Genomic DNA, 24404 nt, shown 5'->3' on the forward strand with positions numbered 1-24404 from the left:
GTCTTTGTTCACAAAAAAAGCGCACCATTCGATGAGCGAATGGTGCGCCTTTTCAGGGGTGATCACGGGGAGTGCCCGCATAGGAATTCTTCTTCTCATTAGCCTCTAATATAATCGGTACGAAGGTACCACGGCTTACTTCTCCCGTCAATACTCTCTTTCTATGATTTTGGAGTATCACGTGAAAGTCCACCGCACGCCGGCGTACGGCAAGGAAGCTAAGGCGAGACTTGTGTCATCTACTCACTTTTAGGTATATTTGTGCAGTAAAACTTTATTATGAGGACGCAAAGTCGAAACATTTATCACAACAGTTTTATATAATATGGACAAGAAAAGTATCAAGGGGACTGAGACAGAGAAGAACCTGCTGAAGGCATTCGCAGGCGAGTCTCAGGCACGCAATCGCTACCACTTCTCCGAGAGCGTTGCTCGCGAGGAGGGCTATGGTCAGATCGCAGACTTCTTCAAGCAGACAGCAGACCAGGAGCGCATGCACGCCAAGATGCTCTTCTCTCACCTCGAGGGAGGAGAGGTAGAGATCACCGCCGGCTACCCCGCAGGCAAGATCGGCACCACGCGTGAGAATCTCCAGCTCGCCATCGCCGGTGAGCATGAGGAGTGGACCCATATGTACCCCACCATGGCCGACAAGGCTGAGGAGGAGGGCTTCAAGGAGATTGCCACTCTGATGCGCAACATCGTCAAGTCTGAGAAGGAGCACGAGCGCATCTACCAGCTCTTCCTCGATCGTCTCGAGAAGGATGACCTCCTGAAGGAGGAGGAAGAGGTAGAGTGGAAGTGCCGCGTCTGTGGCTTTGTCTTCAAGGGCAAGGTACCTCCCACGAAGTGCCCCATCTGCAAGCATCCGCAGGGCTACTTCGAGCGCATCTCTGACGCTCCGGTGATCTGATAAGCGATCCCCGAGAGCTCAGCTGAGCTCCTGACAACACTAAGTGCAGCATCATAGGTCCCCGACCTATGGTGCTGCTTTTTTGTACCCTAGACCGAAGCATAAGACCAAGCCGGGCAGGCACCGCGCTGAGACATGGACCATCCGCAACAGAGCAAGCGCTACAAGGGCTTGTGGATAGAGCGAAATCTATTTGCGGTAATAGATAAACGACAATCCGGGAGAGGAGACAGACGACACCTCGGCTCCTGATCCGGCGATGAGGTGAAGCGACACAACGAGAGCAAGACGACGACTGCGCCGACAGAGACGCCCCTGCCCCTAAGTGTGCAAGGAAAGGCAGCACACTTCGGTCAGAAAAGATCAGATCGTGGGTGAGGAGAAAATAAAAACCCGATCCGGGTGGGAAAGATCAGCGGACGAGCACCTGCCCGAAGCGGGTCCAGAGGCGACGGCTCACACCTATATATATGACCACAGTCGGGTGCTGTGAGGATCAAGCTTGGATATATTATTAAATTACTTACTAATTAGACTCATATTAGACAGAAAAAGAATTATACCAGGTTTGGACGAATGAATATTAGTTTAGCATCTATAATTCAAAAAGTTTAGCTATCTTAGCACCCAGATAAGCCATAGCACTTCACTTTCTCGGCAGAGGTCAGGAAGCTGAAGCACCGGCAAGTCACCGTACAGGACCCTCGCCACGAGGGTCACCACACCATTCACCACCGATCGGCTCTCGAGTGTTACTCGAGGCGGCGGTCGACAGAAACCTTAAGCCACCAACGTATGTCACCTTACTTAGTACTTGGTCTGACACTGGGATACTTCCTCCTGATGTTCCTCGTCTCCTACAGGGCGGGGCGCGAGGCGGACAATGCGGGATTCTTCATCGGAAACCGGTCCAATAACTGGATGGTCGTCGCGATAGCGATGATCGGCTCGGGCATCAGCGGCGTCACCTTTGTCTCCGTCCCGGGGATGGTCTCCGGCAGCAGCATGGCCTACCTGCAGATGGCGCTCGGCTTCATCGTAGGGCAGGCGCTGATCGCCTTTGTCCTGGTGCCGCTCTTCTACCGCATCAAGCTCTTCTCCATCTATGAGTACCTGCGGGATCGCTTCGGGATGACGAGCTACAAGACCGGAGCGTGGCTCTTCTTTGTCTCCAAGATGCTCGGTGCCTCGGTGCGGATCTTCCTCGTCGTGCTGACGATGCAGCTGCTGGTATTTGACCCGCTGGGGCTGCCCTTCCTCCTCAATGTCCTGATGACGATCGCCTTTGTCTGGATCTACACCTTCTTCGGCGGAGTGAAGAGTATCGTCAGCGTCGATGTGCTCAAGACGATCTGCCTCGTCGCCTCTGTCGTCCTCTCGATCGTCTTCATCGCCAAGGGGCTGGGGCTCGACTTCGGTGGCGTGGTGACGACGATCCGGGAGAGTCAGATGTCGAGGGTCTTCTTCTTTGACGACATCAATGACGGGCGCTACTTCTGGAAGCAATTCCTCGCCGGCGCCTTCACCATGGTGGCGACGACGGGACTGGATCAGGACATGATGCAGCGCAACCTTAGCTGCAAGAGCGACACGGAGGCGCGGCGAAATATGATCGTCAGCTCGATCTTCCAATTCTTTGTCATCGCCCTCTTCCTCATGCTCGGAGTGCTGCTCTACACCTACGCTGAGCAGATGGGCATCCAGCTGCCGGAGAGCAGCGACCAGGTCTTCCCCTTCCTCGCTACGGGTGACTTCTTCCCGGAGATCGTCGGGATCCTCTTCATCATCGGCCTTGTGGCGGCAGCCTTCCCGGCAGCCGGCTCGGCGCTGACCGCCCTCACCACCTCCTTTACCATCGACATCCTGGGGGCGAAGGAGAAGGAGGAGAAGCGCCTCGAGAAGACCCGCAAGTGGGTCCATGTGGGGATGGCACTGCTGATGGGCGTATGTATCATCGCCTTCGAGATACTCAATAACACCTCTGTCATCAATGCCGTCTACGTCCTCTCCAGCTACACCTACGGCCCGCTGCTGGGACTCTTCACCTTCGGCATCATCTCCAAGCGGCGGGTGCGCGACCGTCTGATCCCCATCGTGGTGATCCTGTCGCCGATCCTCTGCTACATCCTCGACAGCAACTCGGTAGAGTGGTTTGGCGGCTACCACTTCAGCTACGAGATCCTGATCATCAACGCCCTCTTCACGATGCTGGGGCTGCTGATCTGTAGTCATAAGGCGGAGAAGGCATGAGTAAAGAGCAGTCCAAGGGGCGCATCGTCGCGATCGACCTGATGCGCGGGATGACAGTCGCCGGAATGATCCTCGTGAATAACCCCGGCTCCTGGGGGCATATGTACGCTCCTCTGCAGCATGCAGAGTGGACCGGGCTGACACCGACGGACCTGGTCTTCCCCTTCTTCCTCTTCATCATGGGAGTGTCGATGTACCTCAGCCTCTCCAAGAGTCACTTCACCCTCAATAGACAGACGGGGTGGAAGGTACTCCGCCGGACGCTCCTGCTCTGCCTCATCGGCTGGGTGGTGGGCTTCGTGGCGGTCTTCCTGAGACGGTGGTTCCACCCCGATCCGGAGGCTGATCTCACGGAGCGGCTGCTCCATGCGGTGGACTACCTCCCCCACATGCGGATCTCCGGGGTATTTGTCCGGCTGGGCCTCACCTACGGACTGGGGGCGTTGCTCCTGATGACGATCCCACACAAGCGGTTGCCGGCACTCATCGGTGCGACGCTGGCGGGATACGCGCTGCTCCTGCTCTTGGGGGATGGGTACGTCTACGGACCGGAGAACATCCTCTCCCGGATCGACCGCGCCATCCTGACGGAGAACCATATGTACTCCGACAACGGCATCGACCCTGAGGGACTGGTAAGCACCATCCCCGCCGTGATGCAGGTGCTGATCGGCAGCCTCGTAGGCGAGCGCATGATGCGTCATGAGGGCGACCGAAGGATCCTAGGGCTGCTCATCTCAGGGCTCTTGATGGCCCTCGTCGGCTACCTGCTCTCCGGCTGGCTCCCGGTAAGCAAGAAGATCTGGTCCCCCACCTTTGTCCTCATCACCTGCGGACTGGGGGCGACCCTGCTGGGTCTGCTCGTCTGGCTGACGGAGGAGCGGGGTGGCGAGAGATACCTCGCATTCTTCCGTCCCTTTGGAGCCAATGCACTCTTCTCCTACCTCGCCTCGACGGTGCTCTGCCTGCTCTTCCTCTACATCCCCGTGACGTCGGATGGACTCGGTATCGCCGGGCTGTCATGGCGTCTGCTCTCGGGAGCGATAGCCGAGCCGAAGCTCGCCTCTCTCACCTACTCACTGATATTCCTGGGCATCAATTGGCTGATCGCCCATACGTTATATAAGAAAAACATATTCATCAAGCTATGATACTAATCGCCGACAGTGGGTCCACCAAGACGGAGTGGACCGCTATGGATGATCTGACGGGGGAAGTGACGGGACACGCCTACACGAAGGGGCTCAATCCCTACTTCGTCACCGAGGAGGAGATCCGGGATGAGATCCGGACAAAGCTCCTGCCGATGCTCCCCGTGGACTGCTTCACGAGGATCTACTTCTACGGATCCGGAGCGAGGGACGAGAAGCAACCGATGATCCGTCAGGCCATCAGCAGTCTGCTGGTAGGCGAGGTGACGGTAACGACCGACATGCTCGGTGCTGCCCGCGCCCTCTGCGGTCACGAGCCCGGCATCGTCTGCATCCTCGGCACCGGCGCCAATTCCTGCCGCTACGACGGCGAGGCGATCGTCGCCAACGTCCCCCCGCTCGGCTACATCCTCGGCGACGAGGGTAGCGGCGCGGTCCTCGGCAAGCACTTCATCGCCGACCTCCTCAAGGGACTGCTCCCGGAGAGCGTCGAGAGAGACTTCGAGGAGACCTATCCGGAGATCACCACCGCCACCGTCCTTGAGCGGGTCTATAAGGAGTCACAGCCCAATCGCTTCCTCGCCTCGCTCGCTCCCTTTATCCGTAAACAGATCGACGTACCTGAGGTGCGGTCGATGGTCGGGGAGTGCTTCCGCTCATTCTTCAGGAGAAATGTGAAGCTCTACGACAACTGGGAGACCACGCCGGTCCACTTCGTTGGCTCCATTGCGCACAACTTCCACGCTGTCCTCGAGGAAGCAGCCGAGGCAGAGGGCATACATCTCGGACAGGTCCTCTCCGTACCGATGGAGGGGCTGGTTCGCTACCACACGATCAAGAAATGAGTACCGACTTCACCAATATCACCGAGTCCGCCTCCCTCTACGACCACTTAGAGGATAAGAGTACGCTCGAGCTGCTCACGGACATCAATCGCGAGGACCACAAGATCGCCGATGCAGTCTCGGACGTGATCCCCGCCATAGCCGCCCTCGTGGACGACATCCTGCCGAGGATGGAGCGAGGCGGTCGAGTCTTCTACATCGGCGCAGGCACCAGCGGACGTCTCGGCGTCCTCGACGCCTCCGAGATCCCGCCCACCTACGGCATGCCGCCGACGCTCTTCATCGGTCTGATCGCCGGCGGAGACTATGCCCTCCGGCACCCGGTGGAGAATGCGGAGGACATCGCCGACCAGGCCTGGGCGGATATGTCCGCCTACGACATCGGGGAGGACGACTCCGTCATCGGCATCGCCGCCAGCGGCACCACACCCTACGTCCTCGGCGGACTCAGGGAAGCCAATCGCAGGGGGCTCGTCACCGGAGGTATCACCTCCAACCCCGGCTCCCCCATCGCCCTCACCGCCAAGCACCCCATCGTCACCGTCGTCGGACCGGAGTACGTCACAGGCAGCTCCCGCATGAAGAGCGGCACGGCGCAGAAGATGGTGCTCAATATGATCTCCAGCTCTCTCATGATCCACATGGGTCGCGTGGAGGGCAATCGCATGGTCGACATGCAGCTGAGTAATAAGAAATTAGTCGAGCGCGGCACCCGCATGCTGATGGACTACTACGACTGGGCCCACGACCGGGCTCAGTCGGAGCTCCTCGAGGCAGGATCCGTCCGCGCCGTCCTGGACAAGTATACCAAGTGATGAAAAATAGAAAGACAACCCTCCTCCTACTGCTCCTACTCCTCTCCCTCACCGGCACGGCGCAGGAGAAGCTCCTCCCGCGCGCCACTCCCGCTGAGATGGGTATGGATGCGGCTACCCTCGCCCGCTGCGACAGTGCCATCACGACCGCCATCGCAGACACGCTCCTCCCGGGTGGCGTCCTGGCGGTGGTTCGGGATGGAAAAATGGTTTACCTCAAGGCCTACGGCCACCGCAGCCTCACCCCCACGGTGGAGCCGATGACCGTCGAGACGCTCTTCGACATGGCGTCGGTGACAAAGCCCATGGCGACCGGCATCAGCATCATGCAGCTCCTCGAGGAGGGGCGGATCACGCTGCGTGACCGTGTCGCAGACTACCTCCCCGACTGGGACCCCAAGGATCCGATCCGCATCGGACACCTGCTGACCCACACCTCCGGACTGCCGCCCTACGCTTCCGTCCCCGAGGTACTCAAGCGAGACGAGGAGACCCCGCGCCGAGGGCTCGAGAAGCACATCGCCGAGGTGAAGCGTCTCTATGCCCCCGACGAGGGTCGGGTCACCTACAGCTGTCTCAATTTCATCACCCTCCAGTACATCCTCGAGCAGGTCACCGGCGAGACGCTCAAGGACTACGTCACCGGTCACATCTACCGCCCGATGGGGCTACGGCATACCGGATTTCTTCCCACCGGGAAGAACCTGAAGAACTGCGCCCCCACGGAGCTGCAGCCCGACGGACTTCCACTCCGCGGCGCCGTCCACGACCCGATGGCCCGTGAGCTCAATGGTGGCATCTCCGGCAATGCCGGGCTCTTCTCCACCGCCGAGGAGATGGCGGCGCTCTGTACCATGCTGATGGATGGCGGGCTCTGGCACGGCAAGCGGATCCTGATGCCGAATACGGTCCGGCTCTTCACCACCCTGCACCCCGCCTTCCCCAATGAGAGCCGCCGCACACCCGGCTTTGGCTCCTTCCCCAATATCTGGGCGATGGGCGACCTGCTCCACGAGGGGACCTTCGGCCACACCGGATACACAGGCACCTACGTCAGCATCGACCCTGAGACGCGCGTCGCCATCATCTGGCTCGCCAATCGGGTCCACCCGCACGACAATACCTCCACCACCCGACTCAATGAGGTGATCTCTAATATCGTCGCCTCCTCAGTCCTCAAGTAATCCCCATCTATGGCCCCTGCAATAGCCTCTTCACTAATACCGGTAAAAGAGAATTCTATTACCGCTAATAGAGAAAACTATTACCGGTAATAGTCACAACTAATACCGATAAAAGAAATCACCCCTGTGAACCAGGCCATTGCACTAACCCCTAAAGAACTCCCTCTCCTATGACAGTAAGACAAGATATCGCCCTTGCCCTGCTCCTCCTACTCTCCGCCCTCTCTGCCCCAGCACAGCTGCAGGTGGGCGCCGACCGGATGGACGAGATCGTCCGCCTCACCGAGGGGAAGAGCGTGGGACTGGTCGCCAATCAGGCGGCCGTGCAGACCGACCCGGCACACACCTTCCTCCTCGATGCCCTGATCGACAGCGGGGTCGAGGTGAAGCGCCTCTTCTCTCCCGAGCATGGCTTCCGCGCCATGGCAGATGCGGGAGCAAAGGTCGACTCCGCCACAGACCCGGTCTCCGGCCTCCCGGTCATCTCCCTCTACGGCAAGCACCATAAGCCGACGGCTGAGGACTTCGCCGGGCTGGATGTGGTCCTCTTCGACCTGCAGGACGTGGGGGTGCGCTTCTTTACCTACATCAGCACCCTCTACTACGTTATGCAGACCTGCGCCGAGACCGGCACGCCGATCATCATCCTCGACAGGCCCAATCCCCACGACGCGGTCGACGGTCCGGTGCTTAAGGATATGAAGTACCGCTCCTTCGTCGGGATGTTCCCCATCCCCGCCGTCCACGGGCTCACCATGGGCGAGCTGGGGCAGATGATCAATGGCGAGGGCTGGCTCGGTGAGGGACTCACCGCAGACCTGACCGTCGTCACCCTCCTCGGGTGGAAGCACGGCGACCCCTACAGCCTCCCCGTTCGCCCGAGCCCCAACCTCAGGAGCGACCGCGCCCTGCTGCTCTACCCTACCCTCTGCTTCATCGAGGGGACCTGCTGGAGCGAGGGACGCGGCACGGAGCAGCCCTTTGAGCAGACCGGATATCCGGACAAGCGGATGGGCAGCCACACCTTTACCCCACAGAGTATCGCCGGGGCACACGCCCCCAAGCATGAGGGCAAGGTCTGCTACGGACCCGACCTCACCGACTATACCGTCGAGCCGGGGATCAATATCGAGATCCTCACCGACATAGCCGCCCGCAGCAGCGCTGCCGGCGTCAGTCTGATCACCAGACCGAAGTTCTTTGACCTCCTCGCCGGAGGTCCCACACTCCGTCAGCAGCTGGAGTCAGGCGTCTCTCCCGAGGCGATCCGTGCCGGCTGGCAGGCGGACCTTCACGACTACATTTCCTTGCGTGCCCGCTACCTCCTCTATCCCGACTGCCGCTACGGCTGCAGCACAGGTGAGAGATGCTGTAGTACGACTCGCTAATCACTAATTATTTCACTCCAGCTATTATGAATGTCAAGACAGAGCTCTGCAGCAGATGGCGCCATAGCAGCACCCTACTCCTGGGGCTGCTGACCTGCCTCCTCCTGCTCCCCGCCACGCTGTCGGCCCAGTCGAGAGTGACGGTCAAGGGTACCGTCACCGACGAGACCGATCAGCCGGTCATGAGTGCATCAGTCAAGGTCATCGGCGTGCCCAATAAGGGTGCGATCACCGACCTGGACGGGCACTTCACCATCACTGACGTGGCCGCCGATGCCACCCTACGCATCTCCTTCGTCGGCTACATCCCGCAGGAGATCAAGCTCAACGGACGCACCAGCCTCACGATCAAGCTCCTGCCGGACAGCGAGCTCCTCGATGAGGTGGTCGTAGTCGGCTACGGTACCCAGAAGAAGGAGAACCTCACCGGAGCCGTCGCCAGCGTCGACGTCGAGAAGACGATGGGTAGCCGCCCACTCCCTGATGCTGCTCGCGGTCTCCAAGGTACCATCCCCGGTCTCTCCATTACCGTCCCTACAGGTGAGGTGGGTAGTAGCCCGGTCGTTAAGATCCGCGGTCAGATCGGATCCATAGCCGGAGGAAGTACACCTCTTATCCTCGTAGACAACGTAGAGGTACCCAGCCTCAACTACATCAACCCCAACGACATCGAGAGCATATCGGTGCTTAAGGATGCCGCATCAAGCTCTATCTACGGATCTAAGGCTGCCTTTGGTGTCATCCTGATCACCACAAAGAAAGGGGCGAAGACGGATGTCACAGACATCACCTACTCCAATAACCTAACCTTCCAGTCTCCCTTTAAGAAAATCGAGATGGCAGGAGTCGAGGGTCTGGAGTACACCCTGGACGCACATCGCAATATGAAACAGTCCGGACCTGCCGGCGGCTTCTGGAGAGTCGACGAGACCAGTATCGAGAAGGTCAGGGAGTGGCAGCAGAAGTATGGAGATCTCCCTGCCGACGCACCTGTCGTCTACGGGCGAGACTGGTGGTGGGACGGCACGCAGAAATTTGGCTATCGTCTCTACGACCCCATCTCCCAGATGGTCAAGCCGAGTGCCTTCTCACACAATCACAACCTCTCTCTGAATGGCAAGAGAGGAGACACCTCCTACAATCTCTCCTTTGGCTACCTAAGTCAGGACGGCATGATGAAGCCGGCTAAGGAGGATAACTATAGTCGCTTTACCTTCAATGTCAACCTCTCCACCAAGATCAACGATATGATCAGTGTGAGAGGTGGTGCCAGATACGCAGACGGCACCAAGCGCTACCCCAACGCCGCTTATGGCTTTGGTGCTGATCCGTGGCTCTATCTCTACCGATGGAGCCGGCTCTTCCCTCAGGGAGTACGCACCCAGCACGGAGAGATCATTCGTGATCCCTACTGGGATACCGTACAGGCCAATACCAATAGCGACCGCTCTCGGTACTCTAATTATACCGCAGGTCTGACCATAGACTTCACAGACAATTGGGATCTACAGGCAGACTACTCCTACACGACCACAGACTCTCGAAACATCTCCTCCATGCCTACCATGAGTGGAGCATTTCACTGGTATGGCGCAACCCCGTGGAAGGATGAGAATGGGGTACAGGTCTATGTGGATGAGAACGGAAACCCGACCTCGGAAGGCGGGATGCCGGCCTATCGTTTCCCGATGAACCAGTATAAGGCCAAGAGCAGCACCTACTATCGGATGGCCAGCTCGCTATCCGAGCTCCATACGTTCAATGCCTTTACGACCTACAACCTCCTCCTGGCAGACGCACACAAGATGAGGTTTATGCTCGGTACGAACATCACCGCCTCTGAGTGGGCAAGCCACTTCTCTCGCCGCGACGAGCTGAATATCACGGACAATCCGCAATTCAACTTCGCTGATGGTAAGGAAACCGTCGGTGGTGGTGCCGGCTGGGGATCGCAGGTAGGATTCTTCGGGAGATACAACTACTCCTATATGGACAAGTATCTCCTCGAGATGAACCTCCGCTACGACGGGACCTCTAAGTTCCCCAAGGATCTCCGCTGGCGCTGGTACCCCTCTCTATCCGCCGGATGGGTGGTAAGCAATGAGCAATTTATGGAGAGCATATCAGACTATCTCTCCTTCCTCAAGCTGCGTGCCTCCTGGGGTGTCATCGGTGACCAGTCTGTGTCAAACAACCTGTATCTCTCCACCATGGAGCTACGCAAGAACAGCTGGCTACACTCAGATGGCTCTCAGTTCTATGGACTGACGACTCCCTCACCCGTCTCCTCAAACATTACCTGGCAGGATATCGAGACCCTCAATCTGGGAGCGGATGTGCGCTTCTTTGATAATCGCTTAGGCTTCGTCTTTGAGTGGTATCAGAGGGACACGAAGAATATGATCATCGACGGCGAGGCTCTGCCGAATACCTTTGGTGCCGCTGCGCCTAAGGGCAACTATGGTCACCTCCGCACACGTGGATGGGAACTCGGAATGGACTTTACCCAGCACTTTGGTAATGACCTTACCCTGACCATCAACGCCAACATTGCCGATGCCATCACCGACATCGTCAAGGCTGCTGACTGGAACACTCCATGGGAGAATCGTCTGATCGACAACACCTTCACCACCGGTAAGAGGTACGGAGACCTCTATGGCTATGTAACAGACCGACTCTACCAGGCAGAGGACTTTGTCCACGACGCCGATGGCAATATCGTCCAGACCCATGTCATCTGGGAGGGTAACGATAAACTGACCAATAAGCTCGCAGGTGACAACCCTGTCTATCAGACCTACTTCGAGGACGGCAATCAAGTCTTGCTAAATAGCCCCGGTGACGTCAAGTATGTAGATGTCAATGGGGACGGATACATTACGCCAGGTAAGGGCACCTATGGAGATCCCGGCGATCGGGTGGTGATAGGAAACTTCACACCCCGCTATGAGTGGGGACTTCGTCTCGGTGCTGAGTGGAAGGGTCTCGACTGCTCCATCTTCTTCCAGGGAGTGGGCAAGCGTAAGATCTGGGGTAGTGGTCAGCTCGCCATCCCGGGATACTTCGCCAAGGAGGGAGCTATGCCAAGCACCTTTGCCAAGGACTACTGGAGACCTGATCGCACGGATGCATTCTACCCCAGAGCTTGGAATAACAGTGGCGCAAACCAGGGCTTTAACCTCAAGACGCAGAGCCGCTATATGCTCGATATGTCCTATGCCCGCATCAAGAATATCACGCTCGGCTACACGCTGCCAAAGAAGTGGACCCACTACGCCGGTCTCAAGACGGTACGTATCTATGGTACGATGGAGAACTTCTTCACCTTCGACAAGCTGCGCGGTCTGCCAATTGACCCCGAGGCTGTCTCCGGAGCTTCGATGCTACGAACCGACGGCAATTATAATATGGGTCGCACCGGTACATCCAATCCTTCCTTTAAGTCCGCATCTCTCGGACTTCAGATCACTCTATGATTAACCTCTCAGAATCACAAATCATATGAGACTCAATATATCAAACATCATATCCGGCCTAGCACTTCTGTTGCTCACGCCTATCTGCCTATCCAGCTGCTCGGATCTCCTCGACAGACCTCCTAAGACTTCTGTCAATGACGATGCTACCACCTGGAGTGACGAGAACCTGATCCGTAACTATGTCAATGATCTTATACCTAAGTTCTTCATAGGCTATGACGACACGGACATGCACACCGGAGACTTTAGCGACGACGCTGTCTACATGGGACGACAGGGTAACTTCCGCCGATCAGTACCCTCCTCATCCATCTGGAATATGAAGACTCTCCGCAGCATCAATCTGCTGAGCGATCGGCTCGACACCCATGCCAAGGGCAAGCTCACAGATGAGGCGTACAACCACTGGATGGGCGTGGCTCGCTTCTTGAGAGCGTACGACTATGCACTCCTGACCCGTCAGTGGGGAGATGTACCCTACTACGATCATCTCATCGGCGATAGCGAGCTGGACGAGCTCTACAAGGAGCGTACCCCTCGTAACGAAGTAATGGATCACGTCTATGACGATCTTAAGTTTGCCCTCGAGAATGTCCGACTAAGCGATGGTGACCAGCAGATCAATCGTTACTGGGTAGCCGGTGTAGCTGCTCAGATAGCACTGACAGAGGGATCCTGGCAGAAGTACTATTATAAGAATCAGGAGCGTGCAAAGAAGTTCTTCACCTTCGCACAAGAGGCATGCGAGATGATCATCTCCAGCGGCAAGTATCGCATCGATGGCGACTACAAGTCTCTCTACACCTCTGAGAGTCTCGCCGACAATAGGGAGTGCATCATCTACAGAGTATATGACCTGACCACCAATGTAGGGCACATGCTGGCTCACTACAGCAATACCGCCAACTCTATCGCCATGGGTGGCACCACTGACCTCCTCAAGTCCTACATCTGCGTAGACGGCAAAGTGAGATCCGAGTCCGACATTAATGGTGCTGACTCCTACCGCCTGTCGGAGATGATCAAGACGACTGACTCTCGGTTTGAGGCAACCTTCTATGATCAGCCCACTCCTATGTCCAAGGGCTCATACTTATTCCCGAATAAGTTCTTTCCCCGTCGTCTTGAGGGTGTGAATCCTCTGCCACCGGAGTATCAGGGAGCTAAGAATACGACAGATGCCCCGATACTGAGATATGCGGAGATCCTTTTGATAGACGTAGAGTCTAAGGCTGAGCTTGCCACAATGGGCGGCTCACCGGTGACTCAGGAAGATCTCGATCGTACCATCAATACCATCAGGAAGCGCCCTCTCGCCAAGGAGGCCGTAGCCAAGGGCGTCCAGCAGACTGCACCTCTACAGCTGGCAGCTCTCCCCAACGATCCGGACCGCGACTCCTCTGTGAGTCCAGTTCTGTGGGAGATCAGGCGGGAGCGTCGTATGGAGTTCGCATTTGACGGTATGCGCTTCGGTGACCTCAAGCGATGGGGCAAGCTGGAGTACATGGACACCTCTAAGAATACAGATCTCCTCTCCGGCTCGTGGGTAGACTTCCAGTCAGACAACGTCACGCTTGACAGTAAGAACATCGGTGTGACAGCCGTCGTCGCAGAGGATGGCACCATGATCGTCTACAATGGCAAGAACGAAGCTGCACTTAAGGGCTTCTTCCACGAGACCTCCACGGAGGGTCGTCAGCCCTTCCTCGGACTTGTAAATGTCAATCCCTACCTCACTCCGGTCGGAAAGAATCAGATGGACGACTACAAGAGTAAGGGCTACGTACTGAAGCAGACCGAGGGATGGCCGCAGCAGTAATTGTCTCACTCGAAGATAATGACTATAGAATATGAAACTCAAAAACATACTACCAGCTCTCCTGATGGCCTGTCTCGGTCTGTCACTCGGACTGACTACCACAGGATGTAGCGATAAGTTTCCTACTAACGTGGAGTCTCCCGACAAGGCAGAGCTCCTCGGTCTAAAAATAATCAATGCAGGTAAGAATGGCGATCAGGTGGTAGAGGGAGTCGTTGATGACTTCTCTAAGACGATCTCGTTCCCTCGCATTGATCCTGAGACCGACCTGTCCGCCCTCAAGTTTGAGGCAAAGATGGCACCCGGAGGTGCCCTCGACAAGGAATCCTATGCAGTAGAGGTCCCCGAGGGGAGCGACCGCCAGACAATCATCGTCAAGGTGGTCAATGGCAAGCACTTCCGGGAGTACTTCGCAACGATCCGACTGCTGGTGCCGGTCTATGGAGCTGACTTTGACAAAACCAAGATCCACGACTACACCGCAGCGACACTCAAGGACTCCCATCCGGAGTATAATGGCTTCGGTGGTCTGGTGACTCGTGGAGCAGGTATGAGCGAGAAATGGGTCGTCGTACCGGCTCGAAGCTCGGTCGGTGCTCACGTCTTCCGGACCGAGGATCTGCTGGCTGGTAAGTTTGACCCCATTAAGCTCAATACTAATGGCATCAGCGGCGGTATTTTCCCGATCAATATGGCAGAGGTCATTGGGGATCATATCTACATCTCCAACCTTGCCGGTGCACTAAATGCCAAGGTGTACCACTGGACCGACCCATCCAAGGCTCCTGACTTGCTCCTTAAGTTTGATGCTAATAATATCGATGGCGGCGGTAAGCGCTACTTCGACAACTTCTCCATCACATTGGATGAGCAGGGTAATGGATACATCTATACAGGGGATAATGCTCAGACCAATATCCTCCGATTCCCTGTCAAAGGCTTTACTCAGGCGGACGTCGATGCGTGCTCTGTGCTCTCCTCTCACAAGGGGCAGTCTCCTTACGTCACGATGCTTAGAGCGGGTAACTCTAAGTACTACTTACTCGATGGATTTGAGATGCCGCTTAAGGTGACCGATTCACAGGGGAATGCACTCTACACCACCGGGAGTACGACCCTTCCGGTCAATCTCCAGAGTAGTAGAGTAGTTTACTTCAATGGTGAGCGTTATCTAATAGGTGTAACAGCCGCTCGTAGAGGCGAACAGTCTCCTGTACTTATGGTGTACAACATCACTAAGGGTAGGGACGAGCTGGAGGGCATCAAGATACTTGATGAGTCCGGACAGAAACCGCTCCTGGAGGTCTCACTACAGGGAACCACGAATGCTGCACCCGGAACCAACACCGGCTACTTTATCAAAAAGGATAAGGATGGCAAGGACGCTACCCTCTATCTCTTCGGCTTCCACAGCAATGCAGGATTTGCCATAGCAGAGATTCCTGCCAAGACCCTTGATGACTAATCACTAAGCCATCTATTTTCCGTTATGTGAGATCTCCCCGGCAGGTCTTAGCTTGTTACCAGGCTCAGATCGTCTCGGGGAGATCTTTTTTCTGTACATTTACTAAAGTAACATGAGATACAGACCACTATACAATATCGCCGTCGCACTCCTGATGATCGTAGGACTGGCGGGGTGTAAGAGGGAGGGTGGATCCGGCAGTGATCCCAACCCACCAGAACCAGTCCCACAGATGCCTACGATAAAGATCCCTCGTGGTGAGCTACGTGCCGTCTGGATGACGACGGCATGGGAGCTGGACTGGCCACACGGCAACTATAATCCTAAGGTGCAGAGAGAGCTCTACACTGACCGACTAGACTTGCTCCGTAAGTATCACTTCAATGCCGTCTTCTTCCAAGTGCGCCCCATGGGCGACGCCTTCTATGACTCAAAGTATGAGCCATGGAGTAAGTATATCACAGGTCAGAGGGGACAAGATCCGGGGTATGATGTCCTCGACTTTATGATCAAGGAGGCACATGAGAGAGGGATAGAGTTTCACGCTTGGATCAATCCCTACCGCATCGAGACTCGACCGGACAATAAAAAAGCCTTCGACCCACTGCACCCCTCCATCCCCAGGGAGTGGGTGTGGGATCTGGAGAAGATCCGGATGTACAATCCGGCCCTTCCCGAAGTAAGGCAGAGGCTGCTGGATATCATCGATGAACTACTGACAAAGTACCCGGGCATCGATGGGATACACTTCGATGATTACTTCTACCCCGAGCAGAGTCAAGGGGCATTTGACGATGCAGCAGACTACAAGAAGTACGGCTCTGAGTACAGCACCATCACGGATTTCAGAATCGATAATGTCAATAAGATGGTCTCCTCTGTCAGTCAAATGCTACGGACGAAGCATCCCGGCGTCACATTCTCCATCTCCCCCGGATCCAATGCAGATCATAACCTCAAGGATCTCTATGCTGACACCCGACACTGGTGTAAAAATGGCTGGCTTGACTTGATCATCCCCCAGCTCTATCAAGCGATCAATCCCACTAGTCAGTCAGGTTTTTATCAGAGGCTCTCTTGGTTCTGCCAGTTTAGCTACAAGACTCCCCTGGCAGTAGGTCACGCCGCCTATCGAGTGGGAGAGGCGGGGTTTAGCACCAATGCAGATGAGATCAGCAAACAGATCACCATTGCCAGGAAAGACTCAAGGGTCTATGGTAGCATCTACTATAGGTTGCAAGATCTGGTGGACAATAGAGGAGGTATCCTTGATCGACTCAGTAAAGAATACCCTACAGTGATGCCTCTCCCCTGCTTCTCACGGACGACAAAGGCAGTATCACCTGTTAGAGACCTCAGCTATAAAGATGGACGGCTCACGTGGGTCACTACCGGGAAGACTCGATCTGTCATCTACTTCACCTCCTCTGTAGATCAAGAGGCTGTAGTACTAGACATTACCGAAGGGAGCTCCCTTGAGGTAAGCCGCAAGGGGTATTATTGCGTAACAGCACTCAATGAGGATAATCTCCAGAGCAAGATCTCCGAAGTTTTGGAGCTAAAATAATTCACCACAACTAAGACACAGATAATTACTTATGAAAAGAATATTGTATGGAGTGGTGGCGGTGCTGCTACCACTGATGGCAGGCGCTCAGGTCGTCGAGCCGAGGATGATGAGGGATGAGGGACAGAAGGCCGCCGCAGAGGCGTGGGCCGACAGCGTCCTCGCCACCCTCTCGCCCCGGCAGCAGGCGGCCCAGCTGATCATGCCGATGACTTGGCCCAAGGTGGACAAGGCGGGACTGGACAACTGGCACCGACAGGTGCTGGAGGGGGAGTTTGGCTGCGTCCTCTGGCAGAAGGGCAGCCCCAAGGATGTGGTTCGGCTCGCCAATTGGATGCGTCGCGAGGCACGCGTGCCGATGCTGGTGGCTATGGATGGCGAGTGGGGGCTCTCGATGCGCTTCTCCGACTCGATGAAGTGGCCCCGAAACATGCTCCTCGGCGCCACCGACAACCCCCGACTGGCTTATGAGTACGGTCGGGCAACGGCGGAGGAGGCGCACCGCGTCGGCATCCACGTCAACTTTGCCCCTGTCCTGGATGTCAATAGCACCCCCGCCAACCCTGTCATCGGCAACCGAAGTCTCGGCTCCTCGCCCGACCTGGTGATCCGTATGGGCCTTGCCTACTCCAAGGGTCTCGAGGACAATGGCCTCCTCTCTACGGCGAAGCACTTCCCCGGCCATGGGGACACCTCCACCGACTCCCACAAGACCCTCCCGGTGATCAATCGCACCCGCGCTCAGCTGGAGGAGGTGGAGCTCGCTCCCTTCCGCGCCTACATCCGTGAGGGCTACGGCGGTATGATGGTGGGGCACCTCAGCGTCCCCGCCCTCGGCACGGGTCCACTGGCGACCAGTGCCGTCCCCGCTGTCGTCACTGACCTGCTTCAGCGTGAGATGGGCTTCAGCGGACTGATCTTCACCGACGGTCTGGGGATGAAGGGGATCGTCGACGGTGCCGGGGAACTGGGCGTCTACGTCACCACGCTCCTCGCCGGCGCCGATATCCTCGTAGCGCCGACAGACCCCTTCGAGGCGCTCGACGACGTGACCGCAGCGGTCGACAAGGGGATCCTCTCCCAGGCGGAGATCACTCGCCGCTGCCGCAAGGTGCTCGTCTGGAAGCACCTCCTCGGTGCCGACAGCCGTGAGCCGCTGGAGACGAAACAGCTCGATGCCGACCTCCACCCGAGAGCCTCTCGAGAGCTCCTCGACCGGATCTACGAGGGTGCCATGACACTGGTAAAGAATGAGCAAGGCATCCTCCCGCTTCATAAGGAGGATCGGGTCGCCCTCCTCACCTACGGGGACGACTCCGCCGACCTCCTTCGCTCCACCATCAGCCGGGTGGCGAAGGCTGACGGATACACCATCCGTCGCTCCACCGGTCCCGCTGCGCGTCGGGCCATCCTCAACAAGCTCCGCTCCTACGACAAGGTGGTGGTTGCTGTCACGTGGAAGGGCTTCGCTCCCGGTGAGGATCTGACGAAGCTCCTCGGTGAGACGAAGAGCGTCCTCCTCTTCCACACCTCCCCCTACGCCGCCCTCGACTATATGGAGGCGATGAAGGCTGCGACTGCCGTCGGCTTTGCCTACGACACCCGGTCGGAGGGGATGCGCGCCATGGGCCGAGCGCTGACAGGCGAGCGCCCCATCTCCGGCAAGCTCTCCGTCGACCTCCCGCCCCTCTACAAGCAGGGCGACGGTATCGTGATCGGCAAGTAAGGGCACTATTTATAAAAAAGGAGCGTCCCCGATGGTCGTGTAGATCATCGGGGACGCTCTGTGTCTATGTCAGGAGATCACTCAGCTGTGTCGGCTGTGTGATGGACAGGAGCGGAGCCACTGATCGGCTCCATCTCATAATTGTGCTCAGGATTGTACTTCATCGTCCAGAGGAAGGGGATCCAGACGAAGAGGCCGCCCACGATAGCACCGATATCAGCCTGCTCGCTCCGACTGAGCACCGCATTGACCGTCTTATAGCCCTCCTTCTCGATACGAATGTTCGTCGATGAACCGACGATCTTCGTATCAGAGTAAGTGACCGGGGTAGTCCCCAGATACTGGCCATCGGCATACACCTTGGCCCCCTCGGGCGTGGTGCGGAAGACCGTCGAGCTGGCACAGCTCGAGAAGAGGATCAGAGCCGCCATAAAGACAGCTGCGACCTTGACAAAACCCTGTCTCATAATCAATAAATAATCAGGTGTGAGTGAATCTTCATTAAAATCTCACGCCAAATGTACTCAAAAGATCCATTCTCACAACACCCCCCAGGGCTGACGCATTTGAGCCTTAAGGCAAAGAAGTGATAATCCCTGTCGCTGTGCAATCCTGTCGACTGATCCCAGCCATGCCGATCCCGCAGGGGCGAAGCCCCGGAGGGATCATCGCTTTTTAGACCGGGTGTCGAGGCACGAAGTGCCGAAGACCCCGGGACCTAGTGATTTCCCAATACATCAGGAGAAGACTCCCCTGACAGAGAGGGCTATACTCTGCGGCCGAAAGCAGGCGATAGAGCAAAAAAAGCTCAGGCTGAGGGGCGGTGAAGCCGATCAGCCTGAGCTTGGTTTATTAGATGGAGACGGCGGTTAGGCCGTCAGGTGTGCGGGGATTACATCCACTTACCGGGCTCGTCCTCGACCTTCTTCTCCACCTCAGAGGGAGCCTCTGCGACATCCTCCTCGGGACGTGAGAAGTCCATAGCGAGGTATCTCTGGTACTTGGTGTAGCGGTACTTGGCATCCTCGAGGGCAGCACCGTAGAGCGCCTCGGCGTCGTCGGGGAAGAGCTTGTCGAGAGAGCGGTAGCGCACCTCACCCATGATGAAGTCGTGGAAGAGGTCCCACTTCGGCTCCTTGGAGTCGAACTGGAAGGGGTTCTTACCCTGCTCCTCCAGACGGGGATCGTAGCGCCAGAGCTGCCAGTAGCCACACTCAACGGCGCGCTTCTCCTCCTCCTGGGTCTTACCCATACCGGCACGGAGTCCGTGATTGATACAGGGGCAGTAGGCGATGATCAGTGAGGGACCATCAAACTCCTCAGCCTCGCGGATCGCCTTGAGCGCCTGAGCCTGATTGGCCCCCATGGCGATCTGGGCGACGTAGACGTAGCCGTAGCCGGCAGCCATCATACCGAGGTCCTTCTTGCGGAAGCGGCGACCATTGGCAGAGAACTGTGCCACAGCGGCACGCGGGGTAGACTTAGAGCTCTGACCACCGGTATTGGAGTAAACCTCCGTATCGATGACGAGGACATTGACGTCAGGTGCCTGTGCCAGCACGTGGTCGAGACCACCGTAACCGATATCATAAGCCCAGCCGTCACCACCGATGATCCAGTGAGACTTCTTGGTGATGTAGTGACGGAGATCGTCGATGAGACGACCACCCTCGGTAGCATCATTCTCTACCAGAGCACGGATCTCATCAGAGAGCTCACGGCAAGCCTGAGCGTCCTCGTGCTTCTCGATCCACTCCTTGAGGAGCTCCTTAGTCTTCTCCTGACCGATCTCGATCTTGCCATCAACGACATCCTGCGCGATGGTGAGGAGACGCTCGCGGAGCTTCTTATTGGCGAGGTACATACCGTAGCCATACTCTGCGTTGTCCTCAAAGAGGGAGTTGGCCCAGGCGGGACCGTGACCCTTCTCATTGGTCGTATAAGGCGTCTCAGGAGCAGATGCGGAGTAGATAGAGGAGCAGCCGGTGGTATTGGCCACTACCTGACGATCACCATAGAGCTGAGAGATCAGCTTGACGTACGGTGTCTCACCGCAGCCGGCGCAGGCACCGGAGAACTCGAAGAGAGGCTGAGAGAACTGAGAGTTCTTCACGCTCTTGCTGACATCGACGAGGTGAGCCTTATTGGTCACCTCCTGTGCGGAGTAGAGCCACAGCGGATCCTGATCCTCCTGGGTGTGGAGAGGCTCCATGGAGAGTGCCTTCTCACCCTTCTTTCCGGGGCAGACATCGGCACAGTTACCGCAGCCGAGACAGTCAAGGACGTCGACCTGGATGCGGAAGCCCATACCCTTAAACTCCTTACCGATGGCAGGCTTGGTTACGTAGCCCTCGGGAGCATTCTCCATCTCCTTCTCATCGAGGATGAAGGGGCGGATGGTAGCGTGAGGACAAACGTAGGCACACTGATTACACTGGATACAATTCTCCTCATGCCACATCGGTACATTGACAGCGACACCGGGGCGCATCACACGCGTGGTGCCGGGCTGCCAGGTACCATCCTCGAGGCCGGTGAAGACGCTGACAGGCAGGTCATCACCCTCCTGAGCGTGCATCTTCTTGACGATGGCGGAGACGAAAGGCGTATCGTACTCGTACTCCTGCTCAGCATCGTCGGGGCAGTCGGCCCACTCTGCGGGCACGGGTACCTCGATGACGTTGGCACCGGCATCGACGGCCTGATAGTTCATGTTGACGATCTTCTCGCCCTTATGTCCGTAGCTCTTGACGATGAATTTCTTCATCTGCTCGACAGCGAGATCGTAGGGGATGACGTTGGCGATCTTGAAGAAAGCGGACTGGAGGATCGTATTGGTACGGTTGCCGAGACCGATCTCAGAGGCTATCTTGGTCGCATTGATGATGTAGAGGTGGCAGCCGTTCTGTGCGAGGTATCTCTTGAGACGACCGGGGAGGTTCTCACCCAGATCCTCCGGCTCCCAGATGGAATTAAGGAGGAGTGAGCCGCCCTTGCGGAGACCCTTCGAGATATTGAAGCGGTGCAGGTATGCCGGCTCGTGGCAGGCTACGAAGTGGGGGTGATTGACGTAGTAAGTGGAGCGGATGGGGCTGTCACCGAAGCGGAGGTGAGAGCAGGTGAAGCCTCCGGACTTACGAGAGTCGTACTCGAAGTAAGCCTGGCAGTACTTATTGGTATTCTCACCGATGATCTTGACAGAGTTCTTATTCGCACCCACAGTACCGTCAGATCCACGGCCGTAGAACTTCGCCTCAAAGGCATCCGTAGCCACGTCGAAGTGGTCTGTGAGCGGGAGTGAGGAGAAGGTGACGTCATCCACGATACCGATGGTGAAGTGGTCCTTCGGCATCTTCATCCGGAGGTTCTCGAAGACAGCTGCAAACTGCTCCGGGGTCACGTCCTTAGAGGAGAGACCATAGCGGCCACCGACAACGGTCGGGTGCTCCTCCATACCGTAGAGAGCGTTCTTCACGTCGAGGTAAAGGGGCTCACCGGCGCTACCGGGCTCCTTGGTACGATCGAGGACAGCGACGTGCTTCACGGTCTTGGGCATCGCCTCGAGGAAGTGCTCCACGCTGAAGGGACGGAAGAGGTGAACCTTGATCATACCGACCTTGCGGCCCTCGGCATTGAGCTTGTCAATCACCTCCTCGGCAGTCTCACAGGCAGAGCCCATGCAGATCACGATGTCCTCAGCATCCTCTGCGCCGTAGTAGTCGAAGAGGTGGTAGTGACGACCGGTGATCTTGCCCAGCTCGTCCATGTAGTGCTGAACGGTCTCGGGGACAGCGTTGTAGAAGGGGTTGGAAGCCTCACGCTCCTGGAAGTAGATATCCCCATTCTGCGCCGTACCACGGGTCACGGGCGCATCGGGGGTGAGAGCGCGGTGGCGGAACTCCTTGATCGCCTCGAGGTCAACGAGGGGACGGAGATCCTCCATGTCGATCTCCTCGATCTTCTGGATCTCGTGAGAGGTGCGGAAGCCGTCGAAGAAGTGGAGGAAGGGCACACGTCCGTGGATCGCAGAGAGGTGAGCCACAGCGGCCATATCCTGAGCCTCCTGTACAGAGTTGCTGCAGAGCATAGCGAAGCCGGTGGCACGGCAAGCCATCACGTCCTGGTGATCACCAAAGATCGAGAGGGCATGGCCGGCGATGGCACGTGCAGCGATGTGGAAGACGCCGGGGAGGAGCTCGCCGGAGATCTTGTACATATTCGGGATCATCAGGAGGAGACCCTGAGACGCTGTAAAGGTGGTCGTCAGCGCACCAGCCTGCAGAGAACCGTGGACGGTACCGGCGGCACCGGCCTCACTCTGCATCTCCTGGACACGGACGGTGTCGCCGAAGAGGTTTTTACGCCCATTGGCTGCCCACTTGTCCACAACCTCTGCCATCGTAGAGGAGGGAGTGATGGGGTAGATGGCGGCCAGCTCCGAGAACATATACGCGATATGCGACGTAGCGGTGTTGCCATCACAGGTCATGAATTTCTTTTCTTTACTCATATATAAGTATACTAAAGCGTGAAGTAATTTATTTTTTCTTTTTTCGTAAAGGTCAATAGAGGAAGCCGAAGAGCCAGATCGGCAGACAGTTGTCATGCCCCACCAGCAGGTTGCTGAAGGTGTAGGTCACCTCGCTCCTGAAGCGACTGGTCTTACCGTCGACGCAGGCAAAGAGATGCTCACCATCGACGATGAAGTCTGCGCCGGGCTTATCGGGGACGTTGACCCGGTAGCCGGCGTTCTCAAATTGTGAGAGAAGGAAGGTCTTGAGCCGCATACAGGTCGACTGCCGATGCGGATACATCACCCCGGCGATATTGGTGTCGTTGGGGAAGATCTGATCGGGCTTCTTGGGGTACTCGTTGCCCTCCTTATAGACCGTGCGGATCAGCTCCGCCTCGTCGAGATACTTAAGGTAGTTGGCGATCGTGGCGCGGCTGGCTCCGATACTGCGGGCAAAGCGGGTCACATTGGCCGTCGGCTTGTCCTGCGTGCAGATCTGGAAGAGCAGCTCCCGCATCTTGGGCAGATAGGAGATATCGACCTGATGGACATAGACCACGTCGACCTCGAGCATCATATTTATATTCTTCGTCAACTTGGCCGAGGAGAGCGGGTTGTCCTCCACGGGCGGGTAGTAGCCCTCGGTGAGGTAGAGCTCGAAGTCCTCCTTCGGCTTCACTTGGTTCATCACCTCAGCAGCGATCTCCTCATGCCGCTCCATAAGATCTTTGAGCGAGTATGCCTTAAGGTGAAGACCGTACTTTATATTGAGGTACTGGCGGAAGGAGAAGCCCTGGAGATTGATGATCCGCACCCTGCCCTTTAGCTCGGGACCCATCTCCTCCTCAGTCACGACGCTCGAGGTACTGAAGATCACCCGCAGGTTGGGCATGTCCATATAGATCCGGTAGAGATCATCGCGCCACTTGGCGTACTTGTAGATCTGATCCACCAAGAGGATCCTACCTCCCTCTTCTTGGTAAAACTTCCGCGCAAAGTCGTAGAGCGAGTGTCCCGCAAAGTAGAGGTAATTCATCGTCACGTACTGGATCTGATCGGGACGTGCGGTAATGTTTCGGACCGCATAGGTGAGCAGGAAGATCGTCTTGCCTATGCCGCGCGCACCGCGCACAGCGACCAGACGATCCGATGACGTGATACTGCTGATCAGGGACTTGCGGTCGCTCTCCTGATGGGCAGTCAGCATCCGATTGTATATCTTCCTAAAGCTCTGCATGCAAAAAGTGTCGTGACGGCAGGCCCCGATTAAGTAGGGTCAGCCCTCT

General features: G+C 56.9%; 15 protein-coding genes. 12 read left to right on the top strand and 3 right to left on the bottom strand.

The window, feature by feature from the left end:
* The first annotated feature begins 325 nt into the window (after positions 1-325).
* From rbr to B088_RS03800, 12 genes are all read left to right on the top strand, one after another.
* Positions 326-913 carry a rubrerythrin gene (gene rbr / locus B088_RS03745; protein ID WP_018107070.1) on the top strand — a complete coding sequence of 196 codons (588 nt, stop codon included), beginning with the start codon at positions 326-328 and terminating at the stop codon, positions 911-913.
* A gap of 795 nt (positions 914-1708) precedes the next feature.
* Entirely contained in the window at positions 1709-3163 is a 1455-nt protein-coding gene (locus B088_RS03750) for a sodium:solute symporter (protein ID WP_018107071.1), read from the top strand.
* Complete coding sequence (locus tag B088_RS03755; RefSeq protein WP_018107072.1) at positions 3160-4314, top strand: acyltransferase family protein; 1155 nt, start codon at positions 3160-3162, stop codon at positions 4312-4314. The genes B088_RS03750 and B088_RS03755 overlap by 4 nt, the downstream gene beginning before the upstream one ends.
* Complete coding sequence (locus B088_RS03760; protein ID WP_018107073.1) at positions 4311-5159, top strand: hypothetical protein; 849 nt, start codon at positions 4311-4313, stop codon at positions 5157-5159. The genes B088_RS03755 and B088_RS03760 overlap by 4 nt, the downstream gene beginning before the upstream one ends.
* Complete coding sequence (locus tag B088_RS03765; RefSeq protein WP_018107074.1) at positions 5156-5974, top strand: N-acetylmuramic acid 6-phosphate etherase; 819 nt, start codon at positions 5156-5158, stop codon at positions 5972-5974. Before B088_RS03760 ends, B088_RS03765 begins: the two co-directional genes overlap by 4 nt.
* Positions 5974-7158, top strand: a complete 1185-nt coding sequence (locus tag B088_RS03770) for a serine hydrolase domain-containing protein (RefSeq protein WP_018107075.1) — start codon at positions 5974-5976, stop codon at positions 7156-7158. Before B088_RS03765 ends, B088_RS03770 begins: the two co-directional genes overlap by 1 nt.
* 170 nt (positions 7159-7328) lie before the next feature.
* Positions 7329-8546, top strand: coding sequence for an exo-beta-N-acetylmuramidase NamZ family protein (locus B088_RS03775; protein ID WP_018107076.1), 1218 nt, complete (start codon positions 7329-7331; stop codon positions 8544-8546).
* A 26-nt stretch (positions 8547-8572) separates the two neighbouring features.
* Complete coding sequence (locus tag B088_RS03780) at positions 8573-12025, top strand: SusC/RagA family TonB-linked outer membrane protein (RefSeq protein ID WP_018107077.1); 3453 nt, start codon at positions 8573-8575, stop codon at positions 12023-12025.
* A 25-nt stretch (positions 12026-12050) separates the two neighbouring features.
* Complete coding sequence (locus tag B088_RS03785; protein ID WP_018107078.1) at positions 12051-13847, top strand: RagB/SusD family nutrient uptake outer membrane protein; 1797 nt, start codon at positions 12051-12053, stop codon at positions 13845-13847.
* A 31-nt stretch (positions 13848-13878) separates the two neighbouring features.
* Positions 13879-15312, top strand: a complete 1434-nt coding sequence (locus tag B088_RS03790; protein WP_081605456.1) for a DUF4623 domain-containing protein — start codon at positions 13879-13881, stop codon at positions 15310-15312.
* Between the two features lie 112 nt (positions 15313-15424).
* Positions 15425-16879: a glycoside hydrolase family 10-like protein gene (locus B088_RS03795; protein ID WP_025081851.1), complete on the top strand. Its 1455-nt coding sequence runs from the start codon at positions 15425-15427 to the stop codon at positions 16877-16879.
* A 31-nt stretch (positions 16880-16910) separates the two neighbouring features.
* Positions 16911-18605 (top strand): glycoside hydrolase family 3 protein, encoded by a 1695-nt coding sequence (locus B088_RS03800; RefSeq protein WP_025081852.1) that lies wholly within the window; start codon positions 16911-16913, stop codon positions 18603-18605.
* Between the two features lie 77 nt (positions 18606-18682).
* Here the strand turns inward: B088_RS03800 and B088_RS03805 are convergent, their stop codons facing one another.
* From B088_RS03805 to B088_RS03815, 3 genes are all read right to left on the bottom strand, one after another.
* On the bottom strand, positions 18683-19072 hold the full coding sequence (locus B088_RS03805; RefSeq protein ID WP_018107082.1) for a PEGA domain-containing protein: 390 nt from the start codon (positions 19070-19072) through the stop codon (positions 18683-18685).
* A gap of 425 nt (positions 19073-19497) precedes the next feature.
* On the bottom strand, positions 19498-23115 hold the full coding sequence (gene nifJ / locus B088_RS03810) for a pyruvate:ferredoxin (flavodoxin) oxidoreductase (protein WP_050560122.1): 3618 nt from the start codon (positions 23113-23115) through the stop codon (positions 19498-19500).
* A 52-nt stretch (positions 23116-23167) separates the two neighbouring features.
* Positions 23168-24355 (bottom strand): AAA family ATPase, encoded by a 1188-nt coding sequence (locus B088_RS03815; protein WP_018107084.1) that lies wholly within the window; start codon positions 24353-24355, stop codon positions 23168-23170.
* Positions 24356-24404: the final 49 nt, after the last annotated feature.

The organism is Porphyromonas bennonis DSM 23058 = JCM 16335 (assembly GCF_000375645.1).
Taxonomy (GTDB): domain Bacteria; phylum Bacteroidota; class Bacteroidia; order Bacteroidales; family Porphyromonadaceae; genus Porphyromonas_A; species Porphyromonas_A bennonis.

Bases quoted from the DNA above. Each gene is read 5' to 3' on its own strand.
- rbr (WP_018107070.1), top strand. From the start codon at position 326: ATGGACAAGAAAAGTATCAAGGGGACTGAGACAGAGAAGAACCTGCTG.
- B088_RS03780 (WP_018107077.1), top strand. From the start codon at position 8,573: ATGAATGTCAAGACAGAGCTCTGCAGCAGATGGCGCCATAGCAGCACC.
- B088_RS03760 (WP_018107073.1), top strand. From the start codon at position 4,311: ATGATACTAATCGCCGACAGTGGGTCCACCAAGACGGAGTGGACCGCT.
- nifJ (WP_050560122.1), bottom strand. From the start codon at position 23,115: ATGAGTAAAGAAAAGAAATTCATGACCTGTGATGGCAACACCGCTACG.
- B088_RS03805 (WP_018107082.1), bottom strand. From the start codon at position 19,072: ATGAGACAGGGTTTTGTCAAGGTCGCAGCTGTCTTTATGGCGGCTCTG.
- B088_RS03755 (WP_018107072.1), top strand. From the start codon at position 3,160: ATGAGTAAAGAGCAGTCCAAGGGGCGCATCGTCGCGATCGACCTGATG.
- B088_RS03785 (WP_018107078.1), top strand. From the start codon at position 12,051: ATGAGACTCAATATATCAAACATCATATCCGGCCTAGCACTTCTGTTG.
- B088_RS03800 (WP_025081852.1), top strand. From the start codon at position 16,911: ATGAAAAGAATATTGTATGGAGTGGTGGCGGTGCTGCTACCACTGATG.
- B088_RS03765 (WP_018107074.1), top strand. From the start codon at position 5,156: ATGAGTACCGACTTCACCAATATCACCGAGTCCGCCTCCCTCTACGAC.
- B088_RS03815 (WP_018107084.1), bottom strand. From the start codon at position 24,355: ATGCAGAGCTTTAGGAAGATATACAATCGGATGCTGACTGCCCATCAG.
- B088_RS03770 (WP_018107075.1), top strand. From the start codon at position 5,974: ATGAAAAATAGAAAGACAACCCTCCTCCTACTGCTCCTACTCCTCTCC.
- B088_RS03795 (WP_025081851.1), top strand. From the start codon at position 15,425: ATGAGATACAGACCACTATACAATATCGCCGTCGCACTCCTGATGATC.
- B088_RS03790 (WP_081605456.1), top strand. From the start codon at position 13,879: ATGAAACTCAAAAACATACTACCAGCTCTCCTGATGGCCTGTCTCGGT.
- B088_RS03775 (WP_018107076.1), top strand. From the start codon at position 7,329: ATGACAGTAAGACAAGATATCGCCCTTGCCCTGCTCCTCCTACTCTCC.
- B088_RS03750 (WP_018107071.1), top strand. From the start codon at position 1,709: ATGTCACCTTACTTAGTACTTGGTCTGACACTGGGATACTTCCTCCTG.